Here is a 15037-nt window from a genome sequence, read left to right as displayed (position 1 = left end):
GCGCGATCCGGGCACCAGGTACCTAGGGCCCTGTCACGCGTCGAGCAGCGCCTCGGCCATCTCGACAGCGCGCGACTCGTTCGCGACGGCGTCCTCGACCGGGGCGACCGTCGAGTTGAACGGCGCGCAGGCCGCGGTGAGGACCTGGAGGTCGGCCGGGTCCTCGGCCTCGACGACCACGTAGCCGCCGAGGTCGCCCAGGCGGACCACCGACTCGCGGACCGTGAGGCTCCCCGGCATCTCCCGGCTCTCGAGGACGTCGAGGATGCGCGCGTGCGCGGCCTCGTACTCCGCGAACGACCCCGCCGGCCGCTCCTGCCAGGTGACGACGTACTTCATTGCGTGCTCCCCCTCGTACGTTCCGGAGGGGCACGGTCCCTCGCGCAGAGCGGCGGCGCAAGCGAGACGGCGACGGTTGGCCAGACGTTCAGCCGATGGATGCTCAGCGGCTCACTCGTCGGGGGTCCGGAACGTGCACCGGGGCCCCGACGCGTCGGCGAGCCTGCGGTCGAGGGTCCACAGCGGCGCGGCCAGCTCCTCGGCGAGCGCGACGAAGGCGGCGTCGTAGGCGGTGACGGTGGGGTGCAGCTCCCACACGCGGTCGCCCAGCGGCTCGAACGGGAAGATCGTGAGAGGCAGGCCCACGAGGTCGCGGTGCGCCAGTGCCGCCGCATCTCGTCCCAGACGCCGGGCGAGGACCGCGCGCCGGAGCACGTTCGACACCTCGACGTACAGGTGAGCCGGCGCGGCCAGGGCGTTCGTACGCAGACCGGCGCGCGCCCACGAGCCGTCCGAGCCGTCGTCCACGAGCGCGGCGACCACCGCCGAGGAGTCGACGACGATGGTCACGCGCGGTCGTGGTCGCGCAGGTCGAGGATCTCCGCCGCCGACAGCCGGGTGCCGGTCGCCTGTACGCGGTGTTGCACCCGGTCCCACAGGAGGTCGGGGCTGGGCCGTCTGGCCAGCTCGGTCAACTGGGCCCGGACGTACTCCTGCAGCGACTGACCGGCACGGGCCGCACGCGCAGCGAGCTCGTCGCGCGTCTCGTCCGGGACGTCGCGGATGGTCATCGAGATCGGCACGCATGCAGATTAGCAGCGTCGACAGCACTATGCATGTCGCTAATCGTCACCATGCGAGCGGTCCGGCGCATTCCGGCATCGGGGTCGGGTTCGGCTAGGTTCTGCGCGCCATGGATGCCGCCCTGCCCGAGGTCCCGCCGGTCGAGGTCCCGCCGGTCGACGTCGACGTCCCGCCGGTCGCGGTGTCCGTGCTGGGCCCCGTGCAGGCCACGGTCGCCGGGCAGCCGGCGGCGCTGGGCGGTCCGCGGCAGCGGTCGGTGCTCGCCCGGCTGGTGCTCGCCGGCGGGCACGTGGTCTCCGCCGACCGGCTGGTCGAGGACCTCTGGGACGGCGAGCCGCCGCCCAAGGCGCTGGCCTCCCTCCAGGTCCACGTCTCCCGGCTGCGCCGCGCACTGGAGCCCGCCGGCGGCCAGCGGAGCGGTGCGACGGTGCTCGTCAGTGCCGCGCCCGGGTACCGCCTGCAACTGCCACGCGAGGCCGTGGACGCCTGGCTGTTCGAGGACCTCGTCGCCCGCGCCTCCGCCACCGACGACGTCCCCGCCCGCCGGGAGCTGCTGGAGCGGGCGCTGGCCTGCTGGTCGGGCCCCGCCTACGCCGGGTCGGCCGACGCCTCCTGGGCCGCACCCGAGATCGCGCGGCTGGAGGAGCTGCGGCTGGTCGCCGTCGAACTCCGCGCCGACGCCGACCTGGCGCTCGGGCGGGCGGCGACCGTCGTCCCGGAGCTGGAGCGCCACCTGCACGACTCCCCCGCCCGGGAGGAGGCCGTGCGGCTGCTCGCCCTGGCGCTGTACCGCAGCGGCCGGCAGGGCGACGCGCTCACCGTGCTGCGCCGCGCCCGCGAGCACCTGGCCGACGAACTCGGCGTCGACCCCGGCCCCCGGCTGCGCGAGCTGGAGGCCGCCGTCCTCGGGCAGGAGCCGGCCCTGGACCTGCCCGCCCCGCCCGTCGCGCTCCCGGCGACACCCGCCCCCGCTCCCCCGGCGCCCCCGTCGGCCCGGGCCGCAGAGCTGCGACAGCTGCTGGACCTCGCCGCCGAGGGCGCGCGGGTGGTGTGGATCGCCGGCGAGGCCGGCGCGGGCAAGACCACGCTGGTCGAGGCCGCCGCGGCCCGGCTGCGCGAGGACGGCTGGCAGGTGGCCGAGGGCCGCTGCCCGGAGGTGGACGGCGCTCCTCCGGCCTGGCCGTGGACGGAGATCACCCGGGCGCTGGGCGCCGCTCCGCTGGAGGAGGGCACCGCCTTCTGGCGGGCCCGCGCGGTCGCCGACCTGCTGCGCGCGGCCGCCGCCGAGCAGCCGCTGCTGGTCGTGCTCGACGACGTGCACCGCGCCGACGAGCTGACCCTGCAGCTGCTGCGCTCCGTCGTGGACTCCCTCGCCGGGGAGCCGCTGCTGGTGCTGGCCACCTACCGCGACGCCGAGACCGGGGAGGCGCTCGCGGCCACCCGCGCGGCGCTGACCTCGGCCGGGGCGCGGCACCTCGAGCTGCGCGGGCTGGACGACGAGGGCGTCGCCGTCCTGGCGCGGCAGTCCGGGCTCGAGGACGCCGGGCCAGCGGAGCTGACGCTGCTGCGCGAGCGCACCGACGGCAACCCGCTCTACGTCCGCGAGCTGACCCGGTTGCTGGTCGCCGAGGGCCGAGGCGCCGCGCGGACCGCCGTGCCGGCCGGGCTGCGCGACGTGCTGCGCCGCCGGGCCGAGCGGCTGCCCGGCCCGGCAGTGACCGCGCTGCGCCAGGCGGCGGTGCTGGGCCGGGAGGCCGACGTCGACGTGCTGGCGGCGGTGGCCGGGCGGGACGTCGACGAGCTGCTCGACGCGCTGGAGACCGCGGTGCTGGCCGGGCTGCTCGACGAGCCGGTCCCCGGGCGGGTGCGGTTCACCCACGCGCTGGTGCGCGACGTGCTCTACGAGGACACCCCGCTGCTGCGCCGCGGCCGGGTGCACGCCGCGGCGCTCGCCGTGCTCCGGGAGTCCGACGGGGTGGACGCCGCGACGCTGGCCCACCACGCGGTCGCCGGGGCCGGGCCGCGCACCGCCGCCGACGCCGTCCCCTACGTCGCCGCGGCGGCGCGGGAGGCCGGTCGGCTGGGCGCGGCGGCGGAGGAGGCGCGGCAGTGGGCCTCGGCGCTGCGGCTGCTGGAGATGGCCGGCCGGCGCGGGTCGGCCGAGGAGCTCGACGTGCTGCTGGCCGCGATCCCCGCGCACGCCCGCGCCGGGGACGTCGTCGCCGCCCGCGCCCAGCAGCGGGACGCCGTCCGGACCGCCCGGCGGCTGGGCCGGCGTGACCTGCTGGTCGCCGCGCTGGCCGCGTGGGACGCACCGCTGGTGTGGACCGTCCGCGACGACGGGGCGCAGGACCCCGAGCTTCTCGACCCGCTGCTGGAGCTGCTGGAGACCCCCGCCGGCGACGACCTGCCCGGCGACGTGCGCTGCCGGCTGCTGGTCGCGCTGGTGCGGGAGGTGGAGGGCGTCGACGACGAGCGCACCGACACCGCCAGCGCGGAGGCGTTGCGCCTGGCCCGCGCGGCGACCGGTCCGGACGCCGCCCGGCTGCTGTGCGCGGCGCTCAACGTGCGGGCGTACGCGGCGCTGGGCCCGCACCTGGCCGCGGTCCGGGAGCCGCTGGCCGAGGAGCTGCGCGCGGTGGCGACCGCGGCAGGGATGACCGACCACCGGGCGGTGGCGCACTGGCTGCTGTTCCTCGCGGCGTCGGCGCGGACCGACCTGGTCGCGGCCCGGCGGCACGTCGACACCGCGGTCGCGCTCGCCGACGTCGGCCAGCTGGGCCACGTGCTCGGCGCGCTGCACATCTTCTCCGGCGCGTTGCTCGTGCTGGCCGGCCGGTACGACGAGGGGCGGGCGCGCTACGAGCAGGTGGCCGCGCACCTGGTCGAGACCGGCGCGATGAACGGCGGGCTGATGGCGCTGGTCGGCCGGTTCGCGGCCGGCTTCGCCCGCGGCGACCTCACCCCGGTGGTGCCCGAGCTGGAGTGGCTGCACGCGGCGATGCCCGGGGCGCTCACCGACGCCGTCGTCCTCGGGCTGCTCGACGCCGGGCGGGCGGAGGACGCCCGCGCGGCCTGGGCGGTGCGCCGGCCGATCAGCCGCGACTACTACTGGCTGGCCTCCACGACGCTGCGCGCGCACGCCGCCGCGCGGCTGGGCGACCTGGCCGTCGCCCGGCAGGTCCGCGAGGAGCTGCTGCCGTGGGCGGGGCGGATCGCCGGCCTGGACTCCGGCACGCTCGTCGTCGGCCCGGTGGACGACGCGCTGGCCGCGGTCGCCGACGCCCTCGGGGACGCCGGCGCCGCGGCCGCCGCCCGGCGCGGTGCCGAGCGGGTGCGGGCGGAGCTGGCCGCGCAGCTGGCCGCCGTCGGCGTCTGACTAGCTCCCGAACACGGCGCGCTCGCGGCGGCGGAACGGCGGGATGAGCACCGCGAGGAGAACCCTGAGGGCCAGCCCGCCGTCGGCCTCGATCGTGGCGCGCTCGGCGTCGGTGGCCACGGCGAGCACCCGGGGAGCCTCGAAGGAGAGCTTGGCGCGCTTGCGGATGCGGGCCTCGACCGCGGCCCAGTCGGCGACCGACACGTACCGCTCGATCACCGGGAAGACCGAGGCCTCCTCGTCGCTGATGTGCTCGGTGAGGGTGTCGCGCAGCTCGGCGAGCTCGACGGCGAGGGCGGTGGCGGTGTCCTCGCCGGGGCGGGCGCGGAAGGCGTCGGCGGTGGCCCGCAGCCGGTGCAGGGCGGGGTCGAGGGCGGCGTGGTCGTCGGAGAGCTCGGTGAGGTCGATGTGCGGGCCGGCCGAGGCGGCGAGCACGGGCCAGAGCACCCCGTCCTCGACGCTGTGGTGGTGGTGCACCGAGTCGGCGAAGTCGCGGACGTAGCGGGCGACGGCGTCGGCGCGCTTCCCGTCCGCCGTCGGCTCGGCGGCCAGCCGCTGGGCGAGGTCGGTGAGCCGGTTGGCGTCGCGCAGCATCGCGCGGTGCGCCAGCCGCATGCCCATGACGTCGGGGACCGGGTCGGCGTCGGTGCGGGGGTGGACGCGGATGGCGTCGGAGCGGGTCATCGCAGATCTCCTCGGGTGGGTGGGGCCGTCGCCGGAGACGCTCACGCGGTCCGCTTACCGGCCGCTTGCAGCGCGGCTGCAAGTCAGCGGTCAGCACGGCGGGCCACGGTTCTCGCCGACCGGGTTCCCCGGACTCCGACTCCTCACGAGGACACGCCATGACCGCCACCGCCCTGCCCGCTCCGACCTCCCCGGCCGCCGCCGTCGCCGACCACCGCCCGCCGCTGGCCCTGCGCGGGCTGGCCGTCACCGCCGGGGGCGTGCTGTTCGCCGTCGGCAACGCCCTGCACCCGATGGAGCACAGCGAGGCGGCCCACTCCGCGGCGACGTGGGTGGCCGCGCACGTCGTCTTCAGCGCCGGTGCGCTGCTGATGGCAGCCGGGGCCGGCGCGCTGGCTGCTCGCTTGCGCGGCTCGCGGGTGGCCACGATCGGGCTGGCGGTGCTGTGGGTCGGGCTGGTCCTGATGCCGATCGGGGGCTACACGGAGGCCTACGTCGCCCCGGCGATGCACCACGGGTTCGCCGCGATCGAGGAGGCGACCCTGTGGTTCTCGGGGTTGGCCGGTACCGCCACGCTGCTCGGCCCGCTGCTGATCGCCGTCGGGGCGCTGCGCTCCCGGCTGCTGCCCGTGCCGGTGGCCCTCTCGCTGCTCGCCCTGCCGGTCGGCGGGGTGCTCGCCGGCGCCCTGCCGGTGGAGGGCTGGGGGATCATCCCGGGCACCGTCGTGTTCGGCCTGGGCATCGCCGCCGCCGGGTGGCTGAGCCGCCGGCCCTGAAGTCGCCCGACGCGCCCCGGTCCCGCTGCCTCGCGGGACCGGGGCGCTGCGCCGTCAGCGGTTCGGCAGGGCGTCGCGCCACTGGATCGCGCGGTTCTCGGCGGCGACGGCGTCCATGACGTCGAGCACGGGTTCGACGGTGAAGGCGAACCCGGCGTAGACGGTCGTCAGGTACTGCAGGTCGGCCGGCACGTCGGTCTCGATCACGGCGTACCCGCCGAACTCACCGACGCGGACGACGAACTGGTGGAAGGTCAGGCTCGTCGGCATCTCCCACTGCGAGAAGACGTCGAGGATCCGCTTCTGCGCCGCCTCGTACTCGGAGGCCGAGCCGGTGGGCCGTTCCCGCCAGGTGACGACGTACTTCATGTCGCTCTCCCCTCGGACGCCCCGAGGTTCCCGAGGTGCCGGGCGGGCGCACAAGGGGGACGACGACGACGCGGGCGACCCGTGGACGGGCGCCCGGGGTGTCGCGCACGTCATGGCCCACCGGGGCGCGTCGGTCACGCGAGGAGGCCCGCGCGGTGGCACCGTGGAGATGGAGCCCGAGGAAGTGCTCGCCTCGTCCCTCGTCGAGCCGTCCCGAGACGGCCGGCGCGCCCGCCCCAGTGTGGGGCCTCTCGTCAGTGGCGCGCCCCACCCCGGAAGGAACCCGGCGTGAGCTCTCTCCTCGACCGTGCCCGCACGTCCACACCCGCCGTCCCGGCCGCGTTGCAGCAGCTGCGCGTCGCCGTCGCCGTCCTCTTCGCGATGGACGGCTTCGTCTTCGGCACCTGGGCCGTCCGCATCCCCGACGTCAGCGCCCGGGTCGGCGCCTCGCACAGCGCACTGGGGATCGCCGTCCTGTGCATGTCGCTCGGCGCGCTCGCCTGCATGCAGCTGACCGGGGCGCTGAGCGCCCGCCTCGGCCCCGGGCGGGTCGCCCTGGGTGCCGCGGTGCTGGTCAGCCTGGCGGTCGCCCTCCCGGCGACGGCGACGTCGGTGCCGCAGCTGTGCGGAGCGCTGCTCGTCTTCGGCGCCGCGACCGGCGCGGTGAACGTGGCGGCCAACAGCCTCGGGGTGCAGGTGGAGGCCCGGTGGCCGCGGCCGCTGCTGTCCTCGTTGCACGCCGGGTTCAGCTTCGGTGGTCTGGTCGGTGCCCTGGTCGGCGGGCTGGTGGCTGCGTCGGTCGGCGTCGTGCCGCACCTGGTCGGGGTCACCGTGGCCGGGCTGGGACTGCTCGCCTGGATCGGTCCGACGCTGGCCCGCGCCGACGAGGCCGCGCCGCGGGCCGTCGCCTCCGTCGCCACGGACGAGGGGGCCGACCGCCGTGGCGTCCCGACGGCCGTCCTCGTCGTGCTCGGCGCGGTCGCCGGGTGCACCGCCTACGGCGAGGGGGCGCTCACCGACTGGGGCGCGCTCTTCCTGCGGGAGGACCTGGGCGCGACGCCGGTCCTGGCCGCCGCCGGCTACGCCGGGTTCTCGCTGGCCATGGCCTGTGGCCGCCTGGTCGGCAGCTCGCTCGTGGTGCAGTTCGGCGAGGGGCGGCTGCTGGTCGGCGGGGCCCTGCTGGCCGCGCTCGGCATGCTGCTCGCCGCCTGGTCGGGCTCGGTGACCGTCGCGCTGGCCGGGTTCGTGCTCGTCGGGCTCGGCCTGGCCAACGTGTTCCCGCTGGCCATCGGCCGCGCCGGCGCTCTCGGTGGGGCCGGGGGCGTGGCGCTGGCCTCGACCGTCGGATACAGCGGCCTGCTGGGCGGTCCGCCGCTGCTCGGGTTCCTGGCCGAGGTGACCGGGCTGGCCGCTGCGCTCAGCACGGTCTCCCTGGCCGCGGTCGTCGCCGCGGTGCTGGTGCGCTCGCTCGGTGGCGACCCGGTCTCGGTGCGCCGTCCTCCGCTGCCGGGCCTCCCCCGCCCGGCGATGGTGACCTGGGCGAACGCGCGCCTGCAGCCGGTCGGGCTCGCCGCCCGCGTCAACGTGCGGCGGGCCGCGCAGGACCTGCGCCTGCTCGCGGTCTCCTGACGAGTCGCGCGCGGCTGTCGTCGTCCCCGGGGCGGTGGGTACGGGAGCGACGTGGATGCGCGGACGCTGCTGCTGGGCGACTGGACGCCGATCATCCGGGACGGCATCGACGTCCTCCGGCTGGTCATCCTGGGCGGAGCCGTCGTCTACGCGGTCGCCGGGGACTGGGGGTCGGCGGCGCTGCTGGCCGCGCTGGGCGGCATCACGCTGGTCGCGCGGCTGCTGAACCTGCCGCGGCTCTACGACCTGTCGTTGACGCTCGGCATGGCGCTGCAGGGGTTCGGCGAGACGCTCGGCCTGTACGACCAGTTCGTCCGCTTCGACGACCTGGTGCACTTCACCCTGCCGATGCTCACGGCCCCGGTCGTCTACATCGCGCTGGCCCGGGCGGACGTCGTCCCTGATCCGCGCGACGAGACGCACCTGCAGCACTACATCGGCATCGGGGTCGTCACCCTCGCCCTGGGCATCTCCGTCGGGGCGCTGTGGGAGCTGTTCGAGTGGCGGTCCGACGTCTGGTTCGGGACGGACCTGTCGGAGGACAACGACGACACCAACGGCGACCTGTTCCGCGACACCCTGGGCTCGCTCGTCGGGGCGGCGCTGCTGGTGGTGTGGGCGCGGTTCGGCTGGGGGTCGGTGCGGCGCATCCCCGGGGTGAACACCCACGAGGAGGTGAGCGCCTGAGCGCGGATCGGCCTCCGTACGGCGCGCTGCGTGAGTGGTGCCCGTTCCTGCGGATACGACTCACAGCCACTCGACGAGGCCGGTCTCGTCCCGCTGCGCATCCTCGTCGGCGTGCGCCACCAACCAGGCGTGGAGTGCCGCCCCGAGCCGCGGCAGGCCGCTCGGGGAGCGGGGCCAGCGGCGGGCGTTGACCAGCAGCAGCCCGGCGTGGTCCCCCGGAGCCAGGTGTGCGTAGTCGACGATGTTCTCGGTGACGACCGCGCGGCCGTCCTCGCGCGCCCACCGAACCACTTCGGCGTCCTCCCGTCCGACCAGGTCCGGCAGCTCGACGACGGCGACGACGTCGTGTCCGTCCGCACGCAACTGCTCGGCGAGCCGACCCGGGTACATCTCGTCGAGCAGCAGCCTCACCGCTCGGGTCCGGCCAGGATCTCCTGCTGCCGGCGCCAGGCTGCCTCCAGCTCTTCGGCGGCCCGCTCGTTCGCAGCGATCCTCGCGTCGACCTCCGCGCGGTGGTCGGCGTAGTACGCGACGGCGACACGCACCTGCGACTCCGTCAGCGAGGTCGTCTCGGCGACCACGGGCACGGGGTCTTCGTGGTGGTCCGCCTGGACCGTGCGGAGCGTCCGGACGACCTCGTCGACGTCCGGACCGTTCACCAGGCCGGCCCGCCGTCCGCTGGGACCGTCGCGGAACGTGACGCCCGGATGGGCCTCGCGCCGCAGCGCCTCGTCGAGCAGACGCTCGATCGTCGACGAGACCGACGCCCCGCGCCGCCCGGCGAGGTCGGAGAGCCGGCGCAGGACGTCGTCGGACAGTCGGACCGACCGCGGCGTCGCCATGACTACACCGTAGTCGGCGGATGGTCACTGTGCGGGACTCCGGGCCTCCATGGGCGACGCCTCGCGGTAGTACCGTGCTCGCCCGCACTCCGTCGAGGAGACGACGATGGACGACCGGTCAGCTGCCCAGTCCGCACCGCGCGTCCTCAAGGCCACGGACGGCGTGGTGATGGGGGACCCCGCCGGGGTCCGCGACCGGTTCATGATCGACGGTGAGGATGCCGGCGGCCGGTTCGCCCTCGTCCAGCACCTGTTCGCGCCCAGGGCGCTGGCCGCCCCGCTGCACCGCCACCACCGGGAGGACGAGTACACCTTCGTGCTCTCGGGCCACATCGGCGCGGTCCTCGGGGAGGACGAGGTGGTCGCCGGCCCCGGTGACCTGGTCTTCAAGCCGCGGGACCAGTGGCACACCTTCTGGAACGCGGGCGATGAGCCGGCGGCGGTGCTCGAGCTCATCTCCCCCGCGGGGCTCGAGAAGTTCTTCCGCTGGCTCGGCGGTCTGCCCGAGCCCCCGACGCCGGAGCAGCTCGCCGAGATGGCAGCCCCGTACCACTGCGATGCCGACCCTGAGGGGACGCAGCGCATCGTCGAGCGCCACGGCCTGACGTTCTGACCCCGCGGACCGCGGCGGCCGCGCTGCGTCCGATCGCGCTCCGCCGGTGCCGGTCCGCCCCTACCCTCGGTGCCCGCCGCACCCGTCGACCCGGCCGGCCACCTCCCGCGCCGTGAGCTCGGGGACACGGCCGAGGAGGTGGTCGGCATGACGCGGACCGGACGGACGGCGCGTCCCGGCGCAGCGGTCGCCCCGCCGGCGCAGGCGAGCACTCCCGGCCCGGTGGCGGGCGACCACACCGCGGAGGAGGTCACCGGCTACGAACGGTCCCCCAGTGACGTCCTGCGCACCGTCGTGTTCGCCGTCGTCACCCTGGCGGTCCTCGCCCTCGCCCGGTGGTCGCGCGGGGCCGCCGCCTCGCTGGACGACGACCTCGCCCGGCGGCTGTCGTTCCTGACGCCGACCGTCGGACAGCTCCTGCTGGGGACGGCGTCCGTGCTGGTCCTGGCGGGCGTCACCGCGGCGTGGGTCGCCCCGCTGGTGACCCGCTCCCACCGGCTGTTCGGCCACCTCCTGGTCAGCGGCGTGCTCTCGGTGGCTCTCCTGCGCGGCGCCGAGTGGGTGGTCGACCGGGGCGACACCGACGTCGGGCGAGGCGGTGGTGGAGACGGCGCGTTGACCGTGGACGGCCTCGCTGTGGCCGCGGCCGCGTTCGTCGTCCTCGCGCCGTTCGTGTCCCGGCGGTGGCGGCGGGCCGGGGCGGTGCTGCTGGCAGTGGTCGTGCTGCTGCGGCTGCTGGTGCCGGTCGCCTCCCCCGCCGCGCTGGTGCTCGCGCTCCTCACCGGGAGCCTCGCGGGGTCCGGGACGCTCCTGCTGCTCGGCCGTGCCAGCAGCCGGCCGACCGCGGGCGCGGTCGCCGCCGCACTGACCGGCGGTGGCCTGCCCGTGGCGCACCTGCAGCCGGCCTCGGTCGACGCCCGTGGATCGGTCCCCTACGTCGCCACCCTGCAGGACGGCAGTTCCGTCTTCGCCAAGGTGATGGGCGCGGACAACCGGGCGGCCGACCTGCTGTTCCGCGCCTGGCGGTTCCTGCGGCTGAAGAACGTCGGCGACGAGCGTCCGTTCTCCTCGCTGCGCCGCACCGTCGAGCACGAGGCGCTGGTGTCGCTGCTCGCCCGGGACGCCGGCGCGCGGACGCCGCGACTGCGGACGATCGCGTCGGTGGGGCGCGACTCGTTCCTGCTGTCCTACGACCTCGTCGACGGCACCACCCTCGACCGGCTCCCGGACGACGCCCTGACGACGCCGGTGCTGCACGGGATCTGGGCTCAGGTGGCCGTGCTGCGGCGGCACTCCGTCGCCCACCGCGACCTGCGCCGCGCCAACGTCCTGCTCGACCGCGACGGCTCTCCGTGGCTCATCGACTGGGGGTTCAGCGAGGTCGCGGCGGAGGGCGCCCTCCTCGACGCGGACGTCGCCCAGCTCCTCGTCGCTCTGGCCCTGCAGGCCGGGGTGGACCCCGCCGTCGACGCCGCGATCGCCGAGCTCGGTCCTGAGGCGGTGGCCGCGGCGCTGCCCCGGCTGCAGCCCAACTCGTTCAGCGGCGCCACGCGGGACGCCCTGCACTCCCGCAAGGAGCTCGTCGGTCAGCTGCGCGCGACGGTGTCCGAGCGGTGCGGGGTCCCGGCGCCCCGGCTCGTCGACCTGGAACGCGTCCACCCCAAGACGGTGGTGACCGTCGTCCTGCTGGTCGTGGCCACCTACCTGCTCGCACCCCAGTTCGGCGACGTGCCCGGCATGGTCGACCGCGTCCGCGAGGCCGACTGGGCCTGGGCGCCGGCCATCCTGGCGATGTCCGCGCTGACCTACGGAGGCGCCGCGCTGAGCCTGGCCGGCGCCGTCCCCGCTCGGCTGCGCGCGCTGCCCACGTTCGTCGCGCAGCTCGCCTCGTCGTTCGCCTCCAAGCTCGCACCGGCCGGTCTCGGCGGCATGGCCCTGCAGGTGCGCTACCTGCAGCGGAGCGGCGTCGACCCGGCTGTCGCCACCTCCGCGGTCGGCCTGGACTACGTGGCGGGCTCGGTCGTCCACGTCTTCCTGATGGTGGTGTTCGCCATCTGGGCCGGCCGGTCGGCGTTCCGCTCGCTCCGGCTGCCGGACCCGCAGGTCTTCCTCTGGGGTGCCCTCGTCGTGCTCGTCCTGGCGGGTCTCATGCTCGCCTGGCCGACGGTCCGGCGACGGCTGGCGAGCCGGTTGGTCCCGGTGCTGCGCCGATCGGTGGACGGCGTCGGACACGCCCTGCGCAGGCCGGGGAAGGTCGCGCTGCTGCTGGGCGGCTCCGCGGTGATCACCCTCGGCTACCTGGTCTGCCTGTACCTGTCCACGCGGGCGTTCGGCGGGGACCTGGGCCTCGCCACCGTGGGCGCGGTCTACCTCGTCGGCGCCGCGGTGGGGGCCGCGGCTCCCACGCCGGGCGGCCTCGGTGCCGTGGAGGTCGCGCTGATCGCGGGGCTGGTGGCCGCCGGGATGGACCACACGATCGCCGTCCCGGCCGTGTTCCTCTACCGGATCGCGACGTTCTGGTTGCCGATCCTGCCGGGCTGGGCGGCCTTCGTCTGGCTCCGCAGGTCGGAGTTCGTCTGACCGGCTGACCCGGCGTCAGAACGCAGCCAGCATGCGAATCGCATGTAACCTCGTCCGGTGAGCAAGATGCTGCAGGTCCGTAACGTGCCGGACGACCTGCACGCAGAACTCCGCCGTCGCGCGGCGGCCGCTGGCGTGTCGCTGTCGGACTACGTGCTGCGCGAACTGCGGCGGGTGGCCGAACGCTCGCCAGCGGCCGAGGTCTTCGCCCGGTCGGCGTCAGTGCGGATCCCGCTGCCCATGGACGAGGTGGTCGAGGACATCCGGGCCGACCGCGACAGCCGGTGATCGTCGTCGACGCATCGACCGTCGTCGCGGCCCTGCTCGACTCGGGCTCCGGCGGGGAGAGCGCCCGGGAGGTGATGCTCGGGGACGAGGCCCATGCCCCGCACCTCCTCGACGTCGAGGTGCTCTCCGCCGTCCGTCGCCACGTGCTGCGCGGCCGGCTGAGCGCTGCGGCCGCGCACGGCGCCGTCGCGGCCCTGCAGGAGCTGCTGATCGCCCGGCACGGTCACGACCTGCTGCTGGACCGGGCACTCCAGCTGCGCGACTCGGTCACCGCCTACGACGGGGTCTACGTCGCCCTGGCGGAGCTCCTGGCGGCGCCGCTCGTGACCGGTGACCGCCGGCTGTCCCGCGCACCCGGCGTGCGGTGCCCGGTGTCCGTGATCGGCTGAGGCCGGTCGCGGCGGCTCAGGTAGACCGGCGACGGGTCGCGCGCCTGATCGACGGCGGCCAGGTGCCTACGCGCCTCGGAGACGCTGCTCCCGCTCAGGTCGAACATGTACGAACACGTACATCTGGTGGTCGCGATCCAGCCCGTCGTCAGCCGCGGAACGCCCAGCCGGCGGGATGCCCGTCCCACTCGTCGCCCCTCGGCGGTCAACCGGTGGCGATGGCGCCGGTGCTGTTGGGGACCAGCTCGACCCAGGTGGTCCCGGGCGCCAGCGTCACCGGGGCGCCGTCCGCTCCGGTCAGCCTCACCCGGTCGCCGGTCGCCGGCTTGGACCAGGTGGCCTCGACCGCGTGCCCGCCGGAGGCGACGAGTGCCCGGCCGGTGCCGGTCAGGATGGTCTCCGGGACGGGGTTCCCTGCCGGGTCCCGGGCCTCGGTCGCGACGACGTCGACGCGCAGGACGACGACGTTCGTGGCCCCGAGCCGCCGGCCGTCCGCCTCGACCGCCGGGGTGCTCCCCTCGCTGCGCAGCCAACGACCGTCCGCCGGGTTCCAGGACCACCGGGGGTGGCTGATCCCGGACAGCGTGAGCTCCAGACTGGTCGTCGGTCGCCCTGCGGCGACGGCGGTGGGTCGTTCGCCGGCCGCTGGGTGATCGAACTGGGCGCCTGGTGCCGCGCGGTGGGCGGCGTCGGCTTGGTCGACGAGGGTCTGCGGCACCGCGTAGACGTTGTGCGGCGCCACGCGGGTCGCCGTCCGGGAGAAGCCGGCGGCCCCGGAGTCCTGGCGGATGACCTGCAGCCCGGCGTCCTGGGCGGCGCCGACGTAGGTCTGGACGCCACCGGAGAACGCGAGCAGGCCGCCCAGCGGCGCGGCGATCGCGGGGTCCATCGGGCGGATCGATCGCACCGGGCCGATCTCGGGCGGGAGGTCGGAGTGGTAGACGGCGACGAACCGGGTGATCCCGCCCTCGACGACCTGCTCCCAGACCATGTCCGCGGCGGTGAGACCGGTCTGCGGGCGGGCGTCGACGGAGTTCTCGATCTTCACCGCGAGCGCCGGGCGGTCGGCGACCGCGTCGACCGGGACGCCGGTCAGCGGCCAGGCGGGCGCGGACGGCGGCGCGAGCGCGGCGACGACGGACCCGACGAACGGCAGCGCGGACAGGCGCTGCTGGAGTGCCGGCCAGGCGACCACGCCGGCGGCCACCAGCACCACGAGCAGCACCGCTCGACGACCACGCCCGGACCTCGACCGGCGGCGGCCCTTCGCCGTCCTCTTCCCGGCTGGGGCGCCCTTCGTGGATCGGGAGCCCTTCGCGGTGCGGGAGCCCTTCGCGGACCGGGGGCCCTTCGCGCTGCGGGCGCCCCTGCTCGCCCCGGAGCGGGACCGGGGCGCGGTGGACCTGGGCACGTCGGGGCTCCTGGCTCGGCGAGGCGGTGCCCTTCCTGTATCGGCACGCCTCGCCGAGCACGGCACCATGACTCCGCGGGAAGCCGGGCGCCGACTCCCGACGTCGTCGATGGATCACCTCCCGGGACGGTGTCCTCGTCAGCGGCTGCCAGCCCGGGCGATCGCCGGAATGCTGTGGCCCTGGCCGAGGCCGGCACCACCATCGCCCGCCGGGGCGGATCACCCTCTCGGCCGCCGGGACGTTCCCGCAGGAACCCGGTCGAGCCCCTCAGTCTTGCTGACGTTTCCGCGGGAACGCCTGGTCAGT

16 protein-coding genes are annotated in these 15037 nt (G+C 75.8%); 8 read left to right on the top strand and 8 right to left on the bottom strand.

All coding sequences use genetic code 11. The features are described 5' to 3' along the window. Positions 1-33: 33 nt before the first annotated feature. The 3 genes from ACI79D_RS10000 to ACI79D_RS09990 all read right to left on the bottom strand — a co-directional run bounded on the left by ACI79D_RS10000 (position 34) and on the right by ACI79D_RS09990 (position 1082). A complete protein-coding gene (locus ACI79D_RS10000; RefSeq protein WP_456918227.1) occupies positions 34-339 on the bottom strand; it encodes a DUF3303 domain-containing protein in 306 nt (101 codons plus the stop codon). A gap of 111 nt (positions 340-450) precedes the next feature. Continuing rightward, complete coding sequence (locus tag ACI79D_RS09995) at positions 451-849, bottom strand: type II toxin-antitoxin system VapC family toxin (RefSeq protein ID WP_456918225.1); 399 nt, start codon at positions 847-849, stop codon at positions 451-453. After that, positions 846-1082, bottom strand: a complete 237-nt coding sequence (locus tag ACI79D_RS09990) for a FitA-like ribbon-helix-helix domain-containing protein (protein WP_456918224.1) — start codon at positions 1080-1082, stop codon at positions 846-848. Before ACI79D_RS09990 ends, ACI79D_RS09995 begins: the two co-directional genes overlap by 4 nt. 110 nt (positions 1083-1192) lie before the next feature. Here ACI79D_RS09990 and ACI79D_RS09985 point away from each other — a divergent pair, with 110 nt between their 5' ends. Next, positions 1193-4462 carry a BTAD domain-containing putative transcriptional regulator gene (locus ACI79D_RS09985; RefSeq protein ID WP_456918223.1) on the top strand — a complete coding sequence of 1090 codons (3270 nt, stop codon included), beginning with the start codon at positions 1193-1195 and terminating at the stop codon, positions 4460-4462. On the opposite strand, the gene ACI79D_RS09980 is transcribed toward ACI79D_RS09985, so the two are convergent. Then, the gene (locus ACI79D_RS09980; protein WP_456918222.1) at positions 4463-5146 is read right to left on the bottom strand and encodes a hemerythrin domain-containing protein; all 684 of its coding nucleotides are present in this window, start codon (positions 5144-5146) and stop codon (positions 4463-4465) included. A gap of 158 nt (positions 5147-5304) precedes the next feature. Here ACI79D_RS09980 and ACI79D_RS09975 point away from each other — a divergent pair, with 158 nt between their 5' ends. Further along, entirely contained in the window at positions 5305-5922 is a 618-nt protein-coding gene (locus ACI79D_RS09975) for a hypothetical protein (protein WP_456918221.1), read from the top strand. Positions 5923-5976: 54 nt separating this feature from the next. On the opposite strand, the gene ACI79D_RS09970 is transcribed toward ACI79D_RS09975, so the two are convergent. Then, positions 5977-6291, bottom strand: coding sequence for a DUF3303 domain-containing protein (locus tag ACI79D_RS09970; protein WP_456918220.1), 315 nt, complete (start codon positions 6289-6291; stop codon positions 5977-5979). A 288-nt stretch (positions 6292-6579) separates the two neighbouring features. Here ACI79D_RS09970 and ACI79D_RS09965 point away from each other — a divergent pair, with 288 nt between their 5' ends. After that, complete coding sequence (locus ACI79D_RS09965; protein WP_456918219.1) at positions 6580-7920, top strand: MFS transporter; 1341 nt, start codon at positions 6580-6582, stop codon at positions 7918-7920. A gap of 51 nt (positions 7921-7971) precedes the next feature. Continuing rightward, a complete protein-coding gene (locus ACI79D_RS09960; protein ID WP_456918218.1) occupies positions 7972-8607 on the top strand; it encodes a hypothetical protein in 636 nt (211 codons plus the stop codon). A 60-nt stretch (positions 8608-8667) separates the two neighbouring features. Here ACI79D_RS09960 and ACI79D_RS09955 read toward each other — a convergent pair whose 3' ends face one another. Both ACI79D_RS09955 and ACI79D_RS09950 read right to left on the bottom strand, forming a co-directional pair. Next, positions 8668-9018, bottom strand: a complete 351-nt coding sequence (locus tag ACI79D_RS09955) for a DUF5615 family PIN-like protein (RefSeq protein ID WP_456918217.1) — start codon at positions 9016-9018, stop codon at positions 8668-8670. Then, a complete protein-coding gene (locus ACI79D_RS09950; protein WP_456918216.1) occupies positions 9015-9449 on the bottom strand; it encodes a ribbon-helix-helix protein, CopG family in 435 nt (144 codons plus the stop codon). Before ACI79D_RS09950 ends, ACI79D_RS09955 begins: the two co-directional genes overlap by 4 nt. Before the next feature lie 106 nt (positions 9450-9555). Between ACI79D_RS09950 and ACI79D_RS09945 the strand changes: the two genes are divergently transcribed. The 4 genes from ACI79D_RS09945 (at position 9556) to ACI79D_RS09930 (ending at position 13319) form a co-directional block, all read left to right on the top strand. Continuing rightward, complete coding sequence (locus ACI79D_RS09945) at positions 9556-10062, top strand: cupin domain-containing protein (protein ID WP_456918215.1); 507 nt, start codon at positions 9556-9558, stop codon at positions 10060-10062. A 147-nt stretch (positions 10063-10209) separates the two neighbouring features. Beyond that, positions 10210-12642 (top strand): flippase-like domain-containing protein, encoded by a 2433-nt coding sequence (locus ACI79D_RS09940; RefSeq protein ID WP_456918213.1) that lies wholly within the window; start codon positions 10210-10212, stop codon positions 12640-12642. A gap of 57 nt (positions 12643-12699) precedes the next feature. After that, positions 12700-12930, top strand: a complete 231-nt coding sequence (locus ACI79D_RS09935) for a FitA-like ribbon-helix-helix domain-containing protein (protein ID WP_456918212.1) — start codon at positions 12700-12702, stop codon at positions 12928-12930. Continuing rightward, positions 12927-13319: a type II toxin-antitoxin system VapC family toxin gene (locus tag ACI79D_RS09930; protein ID WP_456918211.1), complete on the top strand. Its 393-nt coding sequence runs from the start codon at positions 12927-12929 to the stop codon at positions 13317-13319. The genes ACI79D_RS09935 and ACI79D_RS09930 overlap by 4 nt, the downstream gene beginning before the upstream one ends. 205 nt (positions 13320-13524) lie before the next feature. Here the strand turns inward: ACI79D_RS09930 and ACI79D_RS09925 are convergent, their stop codons facing one another. Further along, a complete protein-coding gene (locus ACI79D_RS09925; protein ID WP_456918209.1) occupies positions 13525-14544 on the bottom strand; it encodes a DUF3048 domain-containing protein in 1020 nt (339 codons plus the stop codon). Positions 14545-15037 lie beyond the last annotated feature (493 nt).

The organism is Geodermatophilus sp. SYSU D00708 (assembly GCF_054050115.1).
The sequence above is the reverse complement of the archived record's forward strand: the minus strand, read 5'-3'. Positions and strand labels throughout refer to the sequence as shown.

Coding starts and splice junctions, on each gene's coding strand:
- ACI79D_RS10000 (WP_456918227.1), bottom strand. CDS start 339: ATGAAGTACGTCGTCACCTGGCAGGAGCGGCCGGCGGGGTCGTTCGCG.
- ACI79D_RS09985 (WP_456918223.1), top strand. CDS start 1,193: ATGGATGCCGCCCTGCCCGAGGTCCCGCCGGTCGAGGTCCCGCCGGTC.
- ACI79D_RS09980 (WP_456918222.1), bottom strand. CDS start 5,146: ATGACCCGCTCCGACGCCATCCGCGTCCACCCCCGCACCGACGCCGAC.
- ACI79D_RS09975 (WP_456918221.1), top strand. CDS start 5,305: ATGACCGCCACCGCCCTGCCCGCTCCGACCTCCCCGGCCGCCGCCGTC.
- ACI79D_RS09970 (WP_456918220.1), bottom strand. CDS start 6,291: ATGAAGTACGTCGTCACCTGGCGGGAACGGCCCACCGGCTCGGCCTCC.
- ACI79D_RS09950 (WP_456918216.1), bottom strand. CDS start 9,449: ATGGCGACGCCGCGGTCGGTCCGACTGTCCGACGACGTCCTGCGCCGG.
- ACI79D_RS09945 (WP_456918215.1), top strand. CDS start 9,556: ATGGACGACCGGTCAGCTGCCCAGTCCGCACCGCGCGTCCTCAAGGCC.
- ACI79D_RS09940 (WP_456918213.1), top strand. CDS start 10,210: ATGACGCGGACCGGACGGACGGCGCGTCCCGGCGCAGCGGTCGCCCCG.